The organism is Sphingobacteriales bacterium (assembly GCA_012517435.1).
Lineage (GTDB): Bacteria > Bacteroidota > Bacteroidia > CAILMK01 > JAAYUY01 > JAAYUY01.
The window spans coordinates 1-16,802 of sequence record JAAYUY010000249.1 but is presented as its reverse complement, the minus strand read 5'-3'; the positions used below and the strand labels follow the sequence as shown (position 1 = coordinate 16,802).

General features: G+C 40.2%; 15 protein-coding genes. 3 read left to right on the top strand and 12 right to left on the bottom strand.

All coding sequences use genetic code 11. The features are described 5' to 3' along the window. From GX437_13550 to mraZ, 7 genes are all read right to left on the bottom strand, one after another. Positions 1 to 457, bottom strand: a 457-nt coding sequence (locus GX437_13550; protein NLJ08679.1) for a UDP-N-acetylmuramoyl-L-alanine--D-glutamate ligase, incomplete at its 3' end; no start/stop codon positions are given. Beyond that, on the bottom strand, positions 457 to 1,719 hold the full coding sequence (locus GX437_13545) for a phospho-N-acetylmuramoyl-pentapeptide-transferase (protein ID NLJ08678.1): 1,263 nt from the start codon (positions 1,717 to 1,719) through the stop codon (positions 457 to 459). The genes GX437_13550 and GX437_13545, both read right to left, overlap by 1 nt. A gap of 4 nt (positions 1,720 to 1,723) precedes the next feature. Further along, the gene (locus GX437_13540) at positions 1,724 to 3,175 is read right to left on the bottom strand and encodes a UDP-N-acetylmuramoyl-L-alanyl-D-glutamate--2,6-diaminopimelate ligase (GenBank protein NLJ08677.1); all 1,452 of its coding nucleotides are present in this window, start codon (positions 3,173 to 3,175) and stop codon (positions 1,724 to 1,726) included. Beyond that, positions 3,172 to 5,283 (bottom strand): transpeptidase family protein, encoded by a 2,112-nt coding sequence (locus GX437_13535; GenBank protein NLJ08676.1) that lies wholly within the window; start codon positions 5,281 to 5,283, stop codon positions 3,172 to 3,174. Before GX437_13535 ends, GX437_13540 begins: the two co-directional genes overlap by 4 nt. Next, complete coding sequence (locus tag GX437_13530) at positions 5,276 to 5,626, bottom strand: hypothetical protein (protein ID NLJ08675.1); 351 nt, start codon at positions 5,624 to 5,626, stop codon at positions 5,276 to 5,278. The genes GX437_13535 and GX437_13530 overlap by 8 nt, the downstream gene beginning before the upstream one ends. Positions 5,627 to 5,628: 2 nt before the next feature. Continuing rightward, the gene (rsmH, locus tag GX437_13525) at positions 5,629 to 6,543 is read right to left on the bottom strand and encodes a 16S rRNA (cytosine(1402)-N(4))-methyltransferase RsmH (protein ID NLJ08674.1); all 915 of its coding nucleotides are present in this window, start codon (positions 6,541 to 6,543) and stop codon (positions 5,629 to 5,631) included. After that, positions 6,524 to 6,991, bottom strand: coding sequence for a division/cell wall cluster transcriptional repressor MraZ (gene mraZ, locus GX437_13520; GenBank protein NLJ08673.1), 468 nt, complete (start codon positions 6,989 to 6,991; stop codon positions 6,524 to 6,526). The genes rsmH and mraZ overlap by 20 nt, the downstream gene beginning before the upstream one ends. A 173-nt stretch (positions 6,992 to 7,164) precedes the next feature. Between mraZ and GX437_13515 the strand changes: the two genes are divergently transcribed. Next, complete coding sequence (locus GX437_13515) at positions 7,165 to 8,253, top strand: alanine racemase (protein NLJ08672.1); 1,089 nt, start codon at positions 7,165 to 7,167, stop codon at positions 8,251 to 8,253. Here the strand turns inward: GX437_13515 and GX437_13510 are convergent. Genes GX437_13510 through GX437_13500 form a run of 3 tightly spaced genes read right to left on the bottom strand, consistent with a single transcriptional unit; the run spans position 8,250 to position 10,435 of the window. After that, positions 8,250 to 8,885, bottom strand: coding sequence for a rhodanese-like domain-containing protein (locus tag GX437_13510; GenBank protein NLJ08671.1), 636 nt, complete (start codon positions 8,883 to 8,885; stop codon positions 8,250 to 8,252). The two genes, GX437_13515 and GX437_13510, sit on opposite strands and share 4 nt — an antisense overlap. Before the next feature lie 25 nt (positions 8,886 to 8,910). Beyond that, the gene (tsaB, locus tag GX437_13505; GenBank protein NLJ08670.1) at positions 8,911 to 9,618 is read right to left on the bottom strand and encodes a tRNA (adenosine(37)-N6)-threonylcarbamoyltransferase complex dimerization subunit type 1 TsaB; all 708 of its coding nucleotides are present in this window, start codon (positions 9,616 to 9,618) and stop codon (positions 8,911 to 8,913) included. A 1-nt stretch (position 9,619) separates the two neighbouring features. Next, a complete protein-coding gene (locus GX437_13500; protein NLJ08669.1) occupies positions 9,620 to 10,435 on the bottom strand; it encodes a sulfite exporter TauE/SafE family protein in 816 nt (271 codons plus the stop codon). A 95-nt stretch (positions 10,436 to 10,530) separates the two neighbouring features. Between GX437_13500 and GX437_13495 the strand changes: the two genes are divergently transcribed. Both GX437_13495 and GX437_13490 read left to right on the top strand, forming a co-directional pair. Then, complete coding sequence (locus tag GX437_13495) at positions 10,531 to 12,174, top strand: nucleotide sugar dehydrogenase (GenBank protein ID NLJ08668.1); 1,644 nt, start codon at positions 10,531 to 10,533, stop codon at positions 12,172 to 12,174. A 182-nt stretch (positions 12,175 to 12,356) separates the two neighbouring features. Further along, positions 12,357 to 14,051 carry a M2 family metallopeptidase gene (locus tag GX437_13490; GenBank protein NLJ08667.1) on the top strand — a complete coding sequence of 565 codons (1,695 nt, stop codon included), beginning with the start codon at positions 12,357 to 12,359 and terminating at the stop codon, positions 14,049 to 14,051. A 6-nt stretch (positions 14,052 to 14,057) separates the two neighbouring features. Here the strand turns inward: GX437_13490 and GX437_13485 are convergent, their stop codons facing one another. Together GX437_13485 and GX437_13480 are read right to left on the bottom strand one after the other, a co-directional pair. Further along, positions 14,058 to 16,184, bottom strand: coding sequence for a hypothetical protein (locus tag GX437_13485; GenBank protein NLJ08666.1), 2,127 nt, complete (start codon positions 16,182 to 16,184; stop codon positions 14,058 to 14,060). Between the two features lie 478 nt (positions 16,185 to 16,662). After that, positions 16,663 to 16,802 (bottom strand): MarR family transcriptional regulator (locus GX437_13480; GenBank protein ID NLJ08665.1); only part of this gene is annotated, 140 nt, incomplete at its 5' end.

Below are 16,802 nucleotides of genomic sequence, written 5' to 3'. Positions count from 1 at the left end.
TTTCAAGCAGCAGGCGGGCAAAACTTTTTCCTATATTTCCACCCAGCCCTGCATTTAATCCTGCTGTTTGCAAAATATGATAAATCAATGAGGTAGTGGTTGTTTTTCCGTTTGAGCCGGTAATGCCGATAATTTTTGCATAGGTAAAATGGCTTGCAAACTCAATTTCTGAAATGACCGGGATACCTTTATGCCTGATTTGCTGCATGATTTCAGCTTTTTCAGGAATTCCCGGACTTTTTATGATTAAGTTACTCCCAAGTATCTTTTCAGTACTATGTTGTTTTTGTTCAAAATCAATATGGTTTTCCTGCAGCTCTTTCAGATACTTCGGCTTAATTTCACCGGCATCAGATACAAAAACCCTGAATCCTTTCGTTGCGGCCAGCAGAGCGGCTCCGCAACCGCTTTCACCGGCTCCCAGAATCACAATATTTTTGACTTTATCCAATGTCATTATCTGATTTTTAAGGTGATGAAAGTGAGGATGGCGAGGGAAATGCCAACAATCCAGAATCTGGCAACAATTTTTGGCTCGACATATCCGAGTTTCTGATAATGGTGATGCAGTGGTGCCATCAGAAAAATCCGTCTCCCTTGTCCGTACCTGATTCTGGTATATTTGAACCAATATCTCTGAATGAGAACAGACAGACTTTCAATAAGATAAATACCGCAGAGGAGCGGAATAAGTAATTCTTTCCGTACTATAACGGCCATGATGGCGATCAGACCGCCAAGGGTAAGACTACCCGTGTCTCCCATAAAAACCTGTGCGGGATAAGCATTATACCAAAGGAATCCAATGGAAGCACCTATCATGGCACCTGAGAAAACGGCTATTTCACCCAGATTGGGGATGTACATGATGTTGAGGTAGTTGGAAAAAATGGTATTACCTGAAACGTAGGCGAAAATGGCTAATACCAGCACAATAATGGCCGAAACACCCGCATTAAGCCCGTCAAGTCCGTCTGTCAGGTTGGCTCCGTTGGATACTGCAACAATAATAAAAATGATTATTGGTATGAAAATCAGCCATGCATATTTGTAATAATCTTTTCCCGTGAATTTCAGAATTTTTGAATAGTCCAGCTCATTGTTTTTAATAAATGGAATGGTTGTTTTTGTGGATTTATGCTCTACGACATATTGCCTTTTTTCAGGAAGATAGGTGGTTTTGGCATGCTGAAACTCCAGCTCATGTGTCTTTGCCTGATATTCCTGTTCACTCATTGTTTCGCGGATGACCACATCATTGTGAAAATAAATGGTTGTTCCTACAATGATTCCCAGCAACAACTGACCGATAATTTTTGTCCTGGCCCTCAGACCTTCCTTTTTATGTTTGAACACCTTGATGTAATCATCAAAAAATCCGATTGCTCCCAGCCAGATGGTTGAGATGGTCAGCAGCTGAATGTAAACATTGGTCAGGTCGGAGAAAAGTAAAACCGGTATCAGAATAGACAGGATGATGATGATTCCTCCCATGGTAGGTGTATGGCTTTTGTCGAACTGATTTTGAAGGCCGAGTTCCCTTTGTTCATCTTTAATTTGCCTCGATTGCAGGAAAAGGATGAATTTTTTGCCGATAAATAAACCAATGAATAATGAAAACAAAACGCTCATGGCCGTTCTGAACGAAATAAACTGGTAGAGGCCTGAGCCGGGAAAATCAACATACCGGTCGATCAATGCGAATAAATGATAGAGCATGATGTTAACTTTTTAAATATTTCAGTAAAATTTCCCTGTCATCAAAATGATGTTTTACACCCTTGATTTCCTGATAGGTTTCGTGTCCTTTTCCTGCCAGCAGGATGATATCTCCTGACTGAGCAAGCATACAGGCGGTTTTAATGGCTTGTTCCCTGTCGGCAATGACCAGAACTTTTTCCATTTCACCGGAAGGAATACCTTCAAGAATGTTATTGATGATATCCTGTGGATCTTCATCACGCGGGTTATCGCTGGTGACTATGACCTTATCGGAATAGATAACCGATATTTTCCCCATTTCAGGCCGTTTGGTTTTGTCTCTGTTCCCCCCACAACCGAAAACGGTGATAATCTTCTGAGTTTTTTCTCTGGCATTGGAGATGGTTTTCAATACATTTTCAAGTGCATCGGGCGTGTGGGCATAATCAACAATTCCTCTGTACTGCGGGTTTTTAAATACCAGCTGAAACCTGCCATCAACATCTACCGGACGGCTGAGTAATTCGAGTATCTTGTATTTATCTTCCCCGCACATAACGGCTGCAGCATATACACCAAGCAGGTTATAGGCGTTGAAAACACCCGGCTTTTCTGAATAAAAGTCTGAGTCATCTATCTTCAGGTGAAGGCCGTTCATGCTGTTTTCAATGATTTTTGCCTTAAAGTCTGCAGGACTTTTCAGCCCGAATGTCTTTTTTACTGAAAGAGTATTCTGAAGGATGAATTTACTGTTTCTGTCATCTGCATTTACGAGCGAAAAGGCTGTTTTATCAAGATTATCAAAGAATTTTTTCTTGGTTTCGAGATAGTTTCTGAATGTCAGGTGATAATCAAGATGGTCGTGGGTAATGTTGGTAAAAATTCCTCCTTTGAATGCCAGACCATTGATTCTTTTTTGGGCTATGGCATGTGAGCTCACTTCCATAAAGGCAAAAGAGCAGTTCTCATCGGCCATTTGTCTGAAAAATGAATTAAGCTGAACAGGGTCAGGGGTCGTATGCGTAGCCGGATATTCCTTGTCGTTGATTAAGACACGGATAGTTGAAATCAATCCGCAGGAATAGCCAAGCCCTTTAAAGAGATGATACAGAAGTGTTACAGTGGTTGTTTTCCCGTTAGTACCTGTAACGCCTATCAGATTCAGTTTTTCAGAAGGGAAATCATAAAATGCAGAGGAAGCCAGCGATAAAGCAAGGTTACTGTCTGCTACCTGAATGATGGCACCAGCCTCCCAGTTTTTATCTGTTTCTTCAGCAACTATCAGGGAAGCACCCTTACTTATTGCCTGATTTACATATTGATGTCCATCCGTTTGGGTACCTCTGATGGCGAAAAAAGCAAATCCTTCTTCGACCTTTCTGCTGTCGAAGGCAAGGCCTTTTATTTCCTGCTGCAGATTACCTTTTATCAGCCGGAAGTCGGTTGTTCTGAATATGTCTTGTATTGTTTTCAACTCCCTAATCTTAATGTGATTTTGTATCCTTTCTGAAAAGCTGTTCCGGGTGCAAGGCTTTGCGAAATGACTTTCCCCGTTCCGGTAAAATTTACGTTAAGCCCTTTGTTTTCAAGTAGATATATGGCATCACTCAGGCACATTCCGGTAACATCAGGTACCAGTCTGTTGTCATTTGAAGCATCGTAAACTAACAATTGGCCGCTTCCTTTTTCTACCCTGACAAAATCCCCTGAAATCGTATGACCTTTCATGGTCAGACCAAAAATTGAACTGAGTTGTAAAATGTCGTCAATGTATCCTTTTGAAACGATTCCTATACTTTGATAATCAGGTTTATAATCGTAGCCCGTGGTCAGATATTTTTTGTATTCCCCGACAAAAATTGCATCGGCAATCTGACGGAATACAGGAGCCGCAACGGATGAACCATATATTTGCCCGGAGGCTGGATTGGTAATCACGACAATACATGAGTATTTCGGATTTTCTGCAGGGAAAAATCCGACAAAGGAAGCCTGATAAATTCTTTCTGTTTCATAGCCTCCGCGGGTAGCAACAAGTGCAGTCCCTGTTTTACCTGCTATCTTGTAAGAGGAAGACCTGATATTGCTGGCTGTTCCATGCTCCACCACACCGGTAAGAAATCCGTTCAGGGTCTGAAGGGTCTTCTGAGAACATAGTTTATCGTTCAGAATTTCTGTTTTGAAGCTTTTTTCCAGTTTATTGACTTTCCAGATTTCCTTAACAATAATGGGCTTGATCATTATACCATTGTTGGCAATACCATTGTACAATGTCAATATTTGCAGGGGGGTCATCTGAAGCTCATAGCCTACCGACATCCATGGAAGAGTCGTTCCCGACCAGCCCGCCTGCCCGGGTTTTTTAAATACAGGTTTACCTTCCCCGGGAATTTCAATATTTAAGGGTTTTGTGATCCCAAGTTTTTCAATTTTGTCAAGAAAATAGCGTGGACGATGTCCATAGTTTTGATATACAAGTGATGATATGGCTACATTGGAAGATACTTCAAAAGCCTGCCTGAAAGTTATTTCTCCGTAACCCCCGGGTTTGGAGTCTTTCATGACACGGTCAAAAAACTTGACTTCTCCGTTTTTTGTATTGATAACATCATTGGGGCTGACCACTCCGTCTTCGAGCATAATCAAGGCAGAAACGAGCTTAAATGTTGAACCGGGCTCTGTACTTGCGCCTACTGCATAGTTGTATTCTTCACTGTAATTTCCTTTATCGTCTTTTTTCAGGTTGGCAATGGCTAAAATGTGTCCGGTCTGAACCTCCATGACCACCGCACATCCGTTTTGTGCCTGATGCTGAATGAGTGCATTTAAAAGTGCATTTTCTGTAATGTCTTGAATATCAATGTCAATTGTCGTAACAATATCTTTTCCGTCTTCCGGATCAAGGGCATTGTCAAAATCGGCAGGGATCCAGTTGCCTCCGCTAATACGCTGCATCAGACGTTTCCCGCTTTTTCCGGCAAGTTCTTTATCAAAAGCACCCTCTATACCTACTCCTCTCAAATCTGGCCGTTTAAAACCTATCGTCCGTTTTGCCAGAAGATTGAAGGGCTGTATCCTTTTTGTTCTTTGTTCGACAATAAAACCACCTTTGTATTTTCCCTCCCTGAAAAATGGGAAACCGGAAAGCTTTTTCAGTTCATTGAAATTGATATTTCTCTTTAGTGCAAAATACCTTGATTTGCTCCTTCTTGCTTTTGTCAGTTCCAACCTGTATTCCCGTTCACTTCTATCTTTAAAAAGCTGGGACATCAGAAATGAGAATGAGTCAATATGTTGGTCAAAATAAGCCTGATCTTCCCAACACAAGGTTTTGAAATCGATATGTACTTCATAAATTGGTATGGAAGTAACCATCAGCTTTCTATCAGCTGAATAAATATTTCCCCGGATGGCTTCAACATCCATGTATTTCAGGCTGATACTGTCGGACAATGAACGCCAGTATTTCCCTTCTTTAAATTGTATTTTGCTGATTTGCAATAAAATAATAATACCTAATACAATGAAAATTACAAAGGAAAGGTAAACCCTTAGCAATATGTTGCTTTTGGTATTATTCATCTTTTACAAGTATTCTTTTAGGCGGTTCTTTCATTTCTTCCAGCCCGATTTCTTTGGCACGGGCTTCAATATCAGAGTATTTGGTTTTATTAATCAGTTGTGCTTTGGTGGTCAGAGATTCTGCCCTTAAATCCTTCACTTTTTGCTTAAGTTTTGCCTCTTCCAGATATGATTTTTCTGCATAGTATTTATTGGCAATGTAGAGAATGATTAAAAAAACAATGAACATGACAAAAGGAAGAAAACGTGGAATACTTTCACGTGTGATTTTGAAATCAAAATCGAACAGTTTGTTTACCCCCCTTTCTTTTTTCTCTTTCTTGTTTTCCCTGAACTCGTTCATACTCAGATTTTTTCAGCAATTCTTAATTTCGCACTTCTGGCCCTGCTGTTGAAAGCAACTTCTTCTTCTGATGGCCTGATGGCTTTCGGAGTGATGACCCTGAATATCTGTTTTTGTTCTCCTGTAATAGGATCTGATAGTTCTTCCCCCTTGAAATCGCCAGTTTTAAAGAAGTTTTTTACCATTCTGTCTTCCAGACTATGATAGCTGATGACTACCAGCCTTCCGTGTTTTACAAGGACTTTGGCCGCTGTGCTTAACAGGATTTGAAGTGCTTCCAGTTCATGGTTAACTGCCATCCTGAGTGCCTGAAAGGCAAGGGTAGCCTTCTTTTTCTGTTGAGCTAAAGGGAAGTTTCTGCTAATCAGTTGATAGAGCTGGCCGGTAGTCTCTATTTTTTTTTCCTTTCTTGCCTGACATATCTGAGAGGCCAGCTTTCTCGATTCCCTGATTTCTCCGTAAAGATAAAAGATTTCAGCTATTTTTTCTTCCGGATAGGTGTTCACAATATCATAGGCGGTCAGGCTGCTTTCTTTGTCCATCCGCATATCCAACCTCGAATCAAAACGAAAGGAAAAACCCCTTTCAGCCTTATCGAACTGATGAGACGACACTCCCAAATCGGCTAAAATTCCATCAACTTCTTTGATATTCAGGTAATTAAGGAAGTTTTTCAGGTAAATAAAATCATGATTGATAAAGACAAACCGGCTGTCATGTATTTCTTTTGCCGGACAGTCCTCGTCTTTGTCAAAAGCAATGAGCTTTCCTGTAGTTAAATGTTTCAGGATTTCTGCCGAATGTCCGCCTCCACCGAAAGTAACATCGATATATATACCATCCGGCCTGATGTTCAGCCCTCTAATGCTCTCTTCCAACAATACAGGTGAATGATATTTAACTGTCTGAGTCATCATTTCTTTTACTACCCATAACATTTTCAGCAAGTTGTGCGAAATCTTCAGGCTCATTGCTCAGGAGGTTTTTATAGGTCTCACTGTCCCAGACTTCAATCATATTGGTATGGGCAAACAAGACCACATCTTTGTCGATTTTTGCCCATTCGAGAAGGCTTTTCGGAAGAAGAAGCCTTTCTGCTGAGTCAATTACCAGTTCACTTGCCCCGCGGTAAAAAAATCGCCTGAACTCACGTGTGCTCCTGTTGTAGTTGTTCAGCTTATCAATATCTGCAGTAATTTTTTCCCATTCATTTTTAGGATAAATAACCAGATGAGGCTCAAAACCACGGTTAATGACAAATTTTCCGTCTGCTTCGGCTGGCAGCTGTTTCAGCAGGGCAGTGGGAAGCTTTATTCTTCCTTTACTGTCAAGTCTGCATTCATATTCTCCTAAAAGTCCGGGCATAAGAAAATTTTGTTAAAAATCTGTTTCCGTGTTTCCACAAATTCCCACAAATTCCCACAAAGATATTGTTTCGTGATTCGAATAACCAAATTTTGTGGATAACTTTTTTAAAATTTTGCTTATGCTGATACGCTGCTTAAAATGCTTACTTTTGACATTAAATCAAATCATTTATGAATATTCACAGGCCTGTTTTACTGCTCGACAAAGACAAATGTGAAAACAACATGGCCAGAATGCTTCTCAGGGCAAAAAAAAATGGCTGCCGTCTCGAACCTCATTTTAAAACACACCAGTCGGCTGAAATCGGGAGGTGGTTTGCTGACCTCGGCATTGAGGCCATTACCGTTTCTTCTTTAAAAATGGCTGAGTATTTTGCCCGTCACGGCTGGAAAAACGTTACAGTGGCTTTTCCTGTCAATCCGGATGAAATTGAACTGATCAATTCTCTTTCGGAGAAAATACACCTGACTGTTCTGATTTCTTGTACCGAAACTGTTTCGAAAATTTCTTCAGGCATCAATCACAAAACTTTCTATCTGATCGAAATTGATAATGGCTATCATCGTTCCGGTATTGATCCTGACGACCTTGAAACCATTGAAAACATTATAGATTTAACAAGGGACACCCATTTGAAATTTAAAGGCTTTCATTGCCATTCCGGAAATACTTATCAGGCTGGGAATGAAGAAGAAATTATCCGGATAGGAAAGGAAACCATTGAAAAACTTGCAGGACTTAAAATCATTTTTTCAGCACTTAAGCCTGAAATGGAGATAAGTTGCGGAGATACACCATCCTGTTCACTTATCGATAGTTTCGAAGGAATCGACATCATCAGGCCCGGGAATTTTATTTTTTATGACCTTCAGCAACTCAGGCTGGGAGTCTGTCAGTGGAGTGATATTGCTGTGGCTCTTGCCTGTCCGGTAGTGGCCGTGTATCCTGAACGAAAAGAAGCAGTTATTAATGGCGGAGCAGTTCATCTGTCAAAAGATTACGCAGTAAATCCGGATGGAAGTAAGAATTTCGGAGCGGTTTGCAGGTTCAAAGGCAGGGGATGGGATGAGCCAATAAAAGATGTATATATCAAATCAGTTTCTCAGGAACATGGTATTATATCTTTTCCTGAAAATCAGTCATTTGAAGTGGGTGAAATATTATGTATCCTTCCTGCCCACAGTTGTCTGACTGCCGATTGTATGAGACAGTATCTGACCACGGATGGCAAAATCATTGAGATGATGCCGAAAGTTTAATTATTGGTCGGAGAGGAAGTCATCTCAAAATCCGGATGAAATGCAATGCTGCTGAATCCTCCCTCAAGGTGGTAAATGTTATGCAGATTGTTGATTTTCAGGTAGCTGATCAAAGACATCGATTTATACCCATCCTGACAAATCAGACAAATTTCACCTTTGCTGTCAATCTGGTCATAATGGTTGATAATCATTTCAATAGTCAGGTTATCGCTGTCTTCAATATGCCGGAGGTCGTATTCAGCTTTCGGACGTATATCTATCAATTGAACCTTGCCATATTTCAAATCAAGTAAAAGTTCCTCACCGCTGATAGAAATCACCACATCAATTGGCCCACCGGATTTTAACCAGGTATCAAAACCGCCTTCAAGCATACCTGCAATATTGTTAAATCCTGCTTTTAAAAATCTTTCTGTAATTACCTGCTCATTATCCGGATGGCAAACCACTAAAATGGCCTGGTCGGGATAGAGAAAATCATGGATGTTTTTTTCGAAATCGTTATCAATATTTATAAAAACTGATCCGGGGATAAAGGAAATGCAGAACTCATCCAGTGAACGCAAATCAACTATCCTGTATCCTTTTGCAATAAAATCCTTAAAGTTTTCTAAAGAAAGTTGTTTCAAGTCAAAATAATTTAAGTGTTTGGTTTTATGATGAATATAAAATTTTTCTGATTTTAGCTGAGTAGTCTTTGGCTTTAAAATCACGAATGTATAACGGCTCAAAATTGCTGAGGTCTTCAAACAGATTCAATTTAAACTTTTCTTCAGCAGATTTGAACAAATAACTGGCAGATGGTTTCATTTCAGGCAGTATTATCACCTCCTGACGACTCTGAAGGAAGCTTGTCCATTTGGTAATTTTATTACCGGAGAAATAGTATTTTTCAGCTTCAGGAAAGGATTTAAAAATTTCTTCATTAAAGAATCCGAGTGAGGTACTGACCAACTGATGGTTTTGATGGTCAAACACTGCATAATAGGCTTCATTGTTGCCCGCATCAGCTATCAGGCAAAGCAATTCATTTTCAGCAAGGTTTATTTCCGAAGAAGTAGCCATTGCCTGAAGTGTTTCAACTGAGATTAAAGGCTTTCCTGAGCCAAAACAAATGCCTTTAGCGAATGAAACCCCAATCCTGAGTCCGGTAAAAGAGCCTGGCCCGGCACTGACCACTATGGCATCCATCTCATTTATGGAAGTTTTGCTCATTTGTAAGACCTGCTGAGTGAGCAGGCTTAGTTTTTTGGAGTGGCTGTTTGGTTCACTATCAGATAAAGAAGAAATAATTGCCTGGTTTTCAGCAATGGCAACCGAGCAAATTTCGGCAGATGTTTCAATGGATAAAAACAAAGGCATATCAGACAATTCGGCTTAACATCCTGTAAATCACAACAATAATAATACAGATAAAAGCAATACGAATAAAAATTTCAGACAATTTTCCAGCCAGTCTGACACCAAGGGGAGCACAAAGCATTACACCCAGTGTCATGGGAATGACCACAGCAGGTGTTACATATCCGAAAGCAGAAACCTGATGGTCTGATTCAAACAAGGCATATAACAAGGTAGTGGTCAGGGTCATGAAGGGCATCACCCCCAGGGAAATGGATGTAGCTTTTTTAATTTTAAGTTTATAAAAATCAGACATATACGGTACCATAATCACGCCTCCGCCAAGTCCTGACAATGCAGAAAACACACCTGCAAGCAAGCCGAGCGGGGATAAAACTTTAATCGGAATGGTGTCATTAAATTGTTTTTTCTTGTGGTTGGAGACGGTGATAATCATTCGGATAGTCAGCAACGATAAAATAATCACAAAGAAAAGACTGAATCTTTCCTTGGAATACCATTCAAACTGAAGTATTGTCCATGAAACAAAGGCATTGGCAATAATTGCGGTGATAGCGGTAATACCAACTTCCTTAAAGAAGAAGTTTTTATTTCTGATTTGCTGAATGGAGCCAAAAACACTGCTGAAAAAGATGGCAAAAAGAGAATTGGCAAGGATAAACCTGACCTGTTCGTGTGCTTCAATACCAAGTTTGTCGGCATAGAAAGTAAGGATAAAAACGTTGATAATACCACCGCCCACTCCCAGCAAGCCTGCAATAATACCACCGGCACAACCCGACAAAAATAAAATCAGATAATCAGTAAAATTAAGCAAGAAAAAATTTTTGGCAAAGGTAGTCAGTAGCTTTGATTTTATTATAATTACCTTTGCACCTTTAAAAATTCCTTAAATTTTCAATAAAATATAACATGTCACCAAAATCAAACATATCTGTGAGTCCGGATGGACGTCAGTTTCTGATACCTTCAAAGGAAGATAATGAAAGAGAATTTCAGCGGCTAAAAACATTGAGCGATCAAGCCAGAGCAGAAGGGAAAGAAATTGTAGTGGTACTCGGTGTTGGCTTTGTGGGTGCGGTGATGGCTGCCATCGTTGCTGATACGGAAAAAGATGGAAAACCTTCAAAATTTGTTGTTGGCTGCGATTTACCTACACCTGCTTCATTCTGGAAAATTCCGGTTATCAATGAAGGAAAGCCACCGGTAAGAGCTGAAGATCCCGAAGTTGATGAAGTGATAAAAAGGGTTGTGTTGCAAAAAAAGACCCTGACTGCCACCTGGAATAACGATTGTCTTAAACTGGCCGATGTGGTAGTAGTGGATGTGCAGTGTGATTTTCATAAAAATGAGCTGGGTAATATGAGAAGTGGTGAAACGGATATGGAAGCACTTGAAAAAGCCATCAAAACCATTGGTGAAAAAATACAACCCCATTGTCTGACACTGATCGAAACGACAGTTGCTCCCGGGACGACTGAACTGGTAGCATGGCCGATAATGAAAAAAGCTTTCAGAAAAAGAGGTATAAAAACATTGCCTTTGCTTTCCCATAGTTTTGAAAGGGTGATGCCTGGGAGAAATTATGTATCCAGTATCCGTGATTTCTGGCGGGTATGCTCCGGGTGTAACGATGAAGCCAGAATCAGGGTGGAAAAGTTTCTTTCAGAAGTGATAAACGTAAAAGATTATCCGCTGACAGTGATGGACAGGCCGATAGAGTCGGAAACCACTAAAATTGTTGAAAATTCTTACCGTGCAAGCATACTTGCCTTTATGAATGAATGGAGCCTTTTTGCTGAAAGAAACGGAGTTGACCTTGTGAAGGTCTATAAAGCTATTAAAATGAGGCCTACTCACTCCAATATCATGTTCCCGGGGCCGGGTGTCGGGGGATATTGCCTGCCGAAAGATGGTGGATTGGGCTATTGGGCATATAAACATATTCTTGGCTTTAATGACGGGGATGAGGTGTTCAGAATTACCCCGATGGCCATAGATATTAATGATACAAGAGCCTTGCATGTGGCTGAAATGACCCGGGATGCCCTGCGGAATATTGATATTCATATTGCCGGTTCGGATGTACTGGTGTGCGGAGCCAGCTACAGGCAGGATGTAGGTGATACCCGCTACAGTGGTAGTGAATTGGTTGTCAGAAGGATAAAAGAACTTGGTGCAGATATTCGTATTCACGATCCCTATGTCGAACATTGGGTTGAGCTTGAGGAACAGGAAACATGGAAGTTTTCATGGAAACGCTTTTTCAGGCGTCAGGATGGACTCAATCAGATTAAAATCCAAAAAGATCTGAAAAAAGCCCTTGATGGGGTGGAGGCAGTCATTTTTGCTGTACCTCACCGTCATTATCTGGATCTGAAACCTGATGATGTGGTTAAGTGGGCAGGCGGACCAATTGCCGTTATAGATTGTTTTGCTATTCTCGATGATGCGAAAATCAGGAGGTATTTTGAACTCGGATGTGAAGTCAAAGGCCTTGGCCGTGGACACATTCAGCATATTAAAAAGGAAGTGTTAAGGAAAGGAAGGAAATAAGAGTTAACGATGTGTTTACGGCAATGTCGTACAACAGAAATATTGTCCGGACTTAATGATGATACCTCTGTGAAAAGCCGTAAGCATCAAAAGATTATTAATTTTTAAGGTTTTTTTGTTCAAACATTTCCGTTTAAAAAAGTTATACCTTTGTTTGTCAAAAAAACTTAAAAAAATAGAAAATGAGAACAAAAAGTTTAGCCTTATTGTTGCTATTGGCGGGAATGGTATTGTTTTCCTCGTGCAACAAAGAGAAAAAAATCAAAAAAATGGAAGCAGAATTCAGCACTTTTATCGACAGTTTTCTGGTTAAATACGTTCCTCTGTATAAGGAGGGGAATATAGCCTATTTTGCTGCAGCCGTCAGCGGAAAAGATGAAGACTTCAACAAGGCATCTGAGCTTCAGATTCAGATGAGTAAAATCTTTTCAGACAAGGAAGATTTTGCAAAACTTGATGAATTCAAAAAATCAGGGCTTATAAAAGACCCTACACTTGCCCGTCAGCTGGATGTACTTTACAACTCTTACAAAATGTATCAGATTGACGAAAAGAAAATTGAAGAAATGATAAAACTGCAGACGGAAATTGAGAAAAAATTCAATACCTATCGTGCAGTTGTCAATGGAGATACCCTTTCAGACAATGAAATTGAAGAAATTTTACGTAATGAAACCAATAGTGATAAGTTAAAACAGGCATGGATTGCCCATAAAGACATTGGGAAAGTGGTTTCGGAAGATGTCATCAGGCTGGTTAAAATGAGAAATGAAGCTGCTAAAGAGCTGGGATTCAATAATTTTCATGAGATGTCTTTAAAACTGAGGGAACAAGATCCTGAAGAAATCCTGAAGCTTTTTGATGAACTGGATAAATTGACTGCCGATGCTTTTTCAAAAGAAAAACAAGCTATTGATGAGTATTTTTCAAAAAGATATAAAGTTAAACCCGAAGAACTGATGCCCTGGCATTACCAGAACCGCTTTTTCCAGGAAGCTCCAAACCTTTATCCGGTTGACCTTGATAAATATTACAAAGACAAAAACCTGGAAGAGCTAACCTCAAATTATTATTCAGGAATTGGGTTGGATATCAGCAGCATTCTCAAAAACAGTGACTTATATGAGAAACCAGGGAAAAATCAACATGCCTTCTGTATTGATATTGACAATGAAGGAGATGTCAGGGTACTTTGCAACATCAGGCCTAACAGCTACTGGATGAATACCATGCTTCACGAATACGGACATGCTGTTTACGATAAATATATCGACATGAATCTTCCCTTTATTTTGCGGGAGCCGGCTCATACCTTCACTACCGAAGCCATTGCACAGATGTTTGGCAAAATGGCTTCCAATCCGCAATGGCTGATGGATATGGTTGGTATTGACAGCGTTGAAAAAGCCAAAATCTCGGAAGATTGTTACAAGACGACCCGCCTCGAAATGCTGGTATTCAGCCGCTGGAGTCAGGTAATGTATCGTTTTGAAAAGTCATTGTATGAAAATCCGGATCAGGATCTGAATAAACTCTGGTGGGATTTGGTGGAAAAATATCAGTTACTGAAACGTCCCGCTGACCGGAATGCTCCCGACTGGGCTTCAAAAATTCACATTGCTACCTCGCCCTGCTATTATCACAATTATCTGCTTGGTGAACTTTTGTCATCCCAGCTCTATTTTTATATTGTCAAAAACATTCTGAAATCGGATGATTACAGAAATCAGAGTTTTGCCGGAAAACCTGAAGTCGGCCAATATTTGCTGGAAAAAGTTTTCAAGCCCGGCTCTCTCTACCCATGGAATGAAATGATTGAAAAAGCCACGGGAGAAAAGCTGACGCCAAAATATTATGCCTTACAATGGATGAAATAGCGGTTTTCAGTTAAGAAATACTTTCCTGATAACCCGGTGTGATTCGTTTTGAAGAATCAGGATGACTATTCCCTTTGTATTTACAGAGGGAATAACTTCTGTAAAAAACGGCATTATTTCCGACTGAAAGAGCAGTTTTCCGTCTGTTGAATACATGCCGATTTTGTATTTTCCGGAGGTATAGTTGGATAAAATAACCTGTTTGTCATGGCTGGTTAGCTGAATATGGGGCGCTTCAACGACATCCAGTGCGTTTCGCGAACTATTCACAAAATGAAGGAAAAACCTGTCGTTATATTCTCCCGCTTTCAGCACGACTTTATATCCATTCTCCATTTTCAGATCAATCATTTTTCCGGTAATTCTGTCTTCCAAAAAAACATCCAGATAAGCAGAAAAATGGGCTGTATTGCCGATACTGAAAAAATACTCACCATTTTTTCCTGCCATCAATCCGATACGGATGATGATTTCATCTTCTACAGGAGGCAGACCTTGTATGATATATTGTTCAGGGTTATCTTCAACAAAAGAATAAAGGGCAATAAAGGGATTACCCCTGAGTTTCAGCGCATCATACATTTTATCGTGGCCGGTGGTAGCATCCGGAATGATGACGAATTTGATTTCATTTTGCAGGTTTTCGGGACCTTCCACAAATACAGAGAGATCGTAGATGTTTTCGTTGATAAAAAAAGGACTGTGGTCAATCGAGGTTTTTTGTGACGGAAGGAATTGCAGGTTTCCTGAGGTGGAGGCTTTAATAAAAAAGCCCTGCCCTGGCTGGATACCGTCTTTTGCCCCCTGTGTCCCCGTTACTGAATTTCTTACTGCGTAATCACTGGCTCTGTCCATATTTCCGTCCAGATCATTCCAGAAATAGACAGCATGATAATAGGAATCAATGATTTGAGAATTGCTGCTGATAAAAGCTGACGAACTCAGGGCACAGGGAAAAGGATTTCCCACAAGATTCCATCCCCTCGGATCTCCTTTACTGAAAGGACCGGAAGAGTTGGTATAGGTTACTGATTTGCTTATTGCAGCATTATTCAGTGTTCCCTGAAAACTTAGCGTTCGGGAGCTGTAATGGCTAACCACTGCATAGCCTCTTCCATTTTCAAGATTGCCTCCGGAAATTCTTTGCCAGCCGATATCAAGGTCAGAACTGGTATCGGTTTCATTATAGTAATAGACATTATAGTCACCATTTTGCCAGATAGTGCTGAAGGATGCGTTGTTTACCGGAGAACTGATGAAGTGGTAGGGCTTGATGGAGGAATTTCCGCCAAGCCATCTTTCTGCAGTGCCACTCACCTGAGAGTCGGTGATGAGGTTACCTGTACCTGATGAATTGGATTTCAGAATAATACCGGAATAGCCGTTTTTATTTATCATATTCTGGATAACCGTCAGGGTGTAACCTGGTAAGACTGTAACCGAGGCTCCTGAGGAAATTTCAAGAACATTAATGGAAACATCATCTGAAATTTCAGGATAATTGCTGCATCCACCAGGAATATTGGCCGACTGATAACTGTTGGGGATAACACCATTCAGCCAGTTTGAAGTATTGTTCCACTCTTTCGAGCTGTTTCCCGTCCATCTGATTCCGTAATAGGTTGTGCCGTTTACAAGTGATGTAATGCCGAAAATAGATGAAACTCCCGAATAGGATGTCCCTGTTACTGTTCCTGTACCGGTAATGGTAATAGCATTTACATTTCCAGCCGTTAAATTGCCATTGACAATCAGGGAGCCTGATCCTCCTCCTGTTACGATGGATGAAAAAGTTGCCGTTGCTCCGGTAGCAATGGTAAAGGTACCATTGTTGGCAAGATTTTTTACATCAAGTTGCTCGATGTTGATTACTCCGTAAATAATCGTAGTCCCGCCTGTTTTCATGATGATCGACCGGTTGTTTCCATCACTTATCAATGCACCGGAAGAATTGATAATCATACTTCCCAGACCGGGTTGCCCGATACTGGTGTTTAAGGTAACAGTGTGGTTAATTACTACCTGATCTGAAGTTCCCGGACAGCCTGCTGGCGACCATGTGGATGTATTCGTCCATGTTCCGTTCGAAACTGAAGTATATGAAGTAGCCATCCCTGTAAATTGTATTGTCATCAAGAGAATTGTCAGAAACTGCCACTTCATCATCTACATTGTTAGGTTGATATTGGTAGATTTATCCCAATCAAAACTAAAAAATCTTTATGGCTGTTTGCAAGTTTATTTTATAAGAAATTGATTGTGTCTGGTTTATGATGATTTTGGTCTTGTTAAAGCCGGTCAGTTACAGAGCAAACTTATATCTGACTTAACTAAAAGCAAGGTAAAGCAATATTAAAATAACAGAGATAAGCAGTCTGCTTTCAATCCTGCCCTTGAGGTATAATACTACTTTCCGGGGAAAGTATTTACATTATTTCCGCTAAACAGTACTGAGTATGAAATGATGTTGTTCTGAAGTTAATTTTAATTGAGGAGAGAATAAATTGAAAGATTCAACAAATTCTCAAGCAATCTTTCCGCTAATGTTGTCAATGAAATAAATAAACCTGCCTGCCGGCAGAATGAAAAAAATATCCCTGAATAAAAAGTTTTATTTTGCCTGATAAAAGCAGGCTTTTGGTGAAAAGATTTTTTCTTCCTTTTTTAAAACTTTAATGGCTTTGTCCACATCAGCTCTTTCAATGCCTGCCAATGAAGCAATTTCGCCAGGTTTTAACGGCTTTTCCGATT

Excerpts from the sequence above, each read along its gene's own strand:
- rsmH (NLJ08674.1), bottom strand. The coding sequence starts at position 6,543 with ATGATGACTCAGACAGTTAAATATCATTCACCTGTATTGTTGGAAGAG.
- mraZ (NLJ08673.1), bottom strand. The coding sequence starts at position 6,991 with ATGCCCGGACTTTTAGGAGAATATGAATGCAGACTTGACAGTAAAGGA.
- GX437_13495 (NLJ08668.1), top strand. The coding sequence starts at position 10,531 with ATGTCACCAAAATCAAACATATCTGTGAGTCCGGATGGACGTCAGTTT.
- GX437_13535 (NLJ08676.1), bottom strand. The coding sequence starts at position 5,283 with ATGAATAATACCAAAAGCAACATATTGCTAAGGGTTTACCTTTCCTTT.
- tsaB (NLJ08670.1), bottom strand. The coding sequence starts at position 9,618 with ATGCCTTTGTTTTTATCCATTGAAACATCTGCCGAAATTTGCTCGGTT.
- GX437_13515 (NLJ08672.1), top strand. The coding sequence starts at position 7,165 with ATGAATATTCACAGGCCTGTTTTACTGCTCGACAAAGACAAATGTGAA.
- GX437_13485 (NLJ08666.1), bottom strand. The coding sequence starts at position 16,184 with ATGACAATACAATTTACAGGGATGGCTACTTCATATACTTCAGTTTCG.
- GX437_13545 (NLJ08678.1), bottom strand. The coding sequence starts at position 1,719 with ATGCTCTATCATTTATTCGCATTGATCGACCGGTATGTTGATTTTCCC.
- GX437_13490 (NLJ08667.1), top strand. The coding sequence starts at position 12,357 with ATGAGAACAAAAAGTTTAGCCTTATTGTTGCTATTGGCGGGAATGGTA.
- GX437_13530 (NLJ08675.1), bottom strand. The coding sequence starts at position 5,626 with ATGAACGAGTTCAGGGAAAACAAGAAAGAGAAAAAAGAAAGGGGGGTA.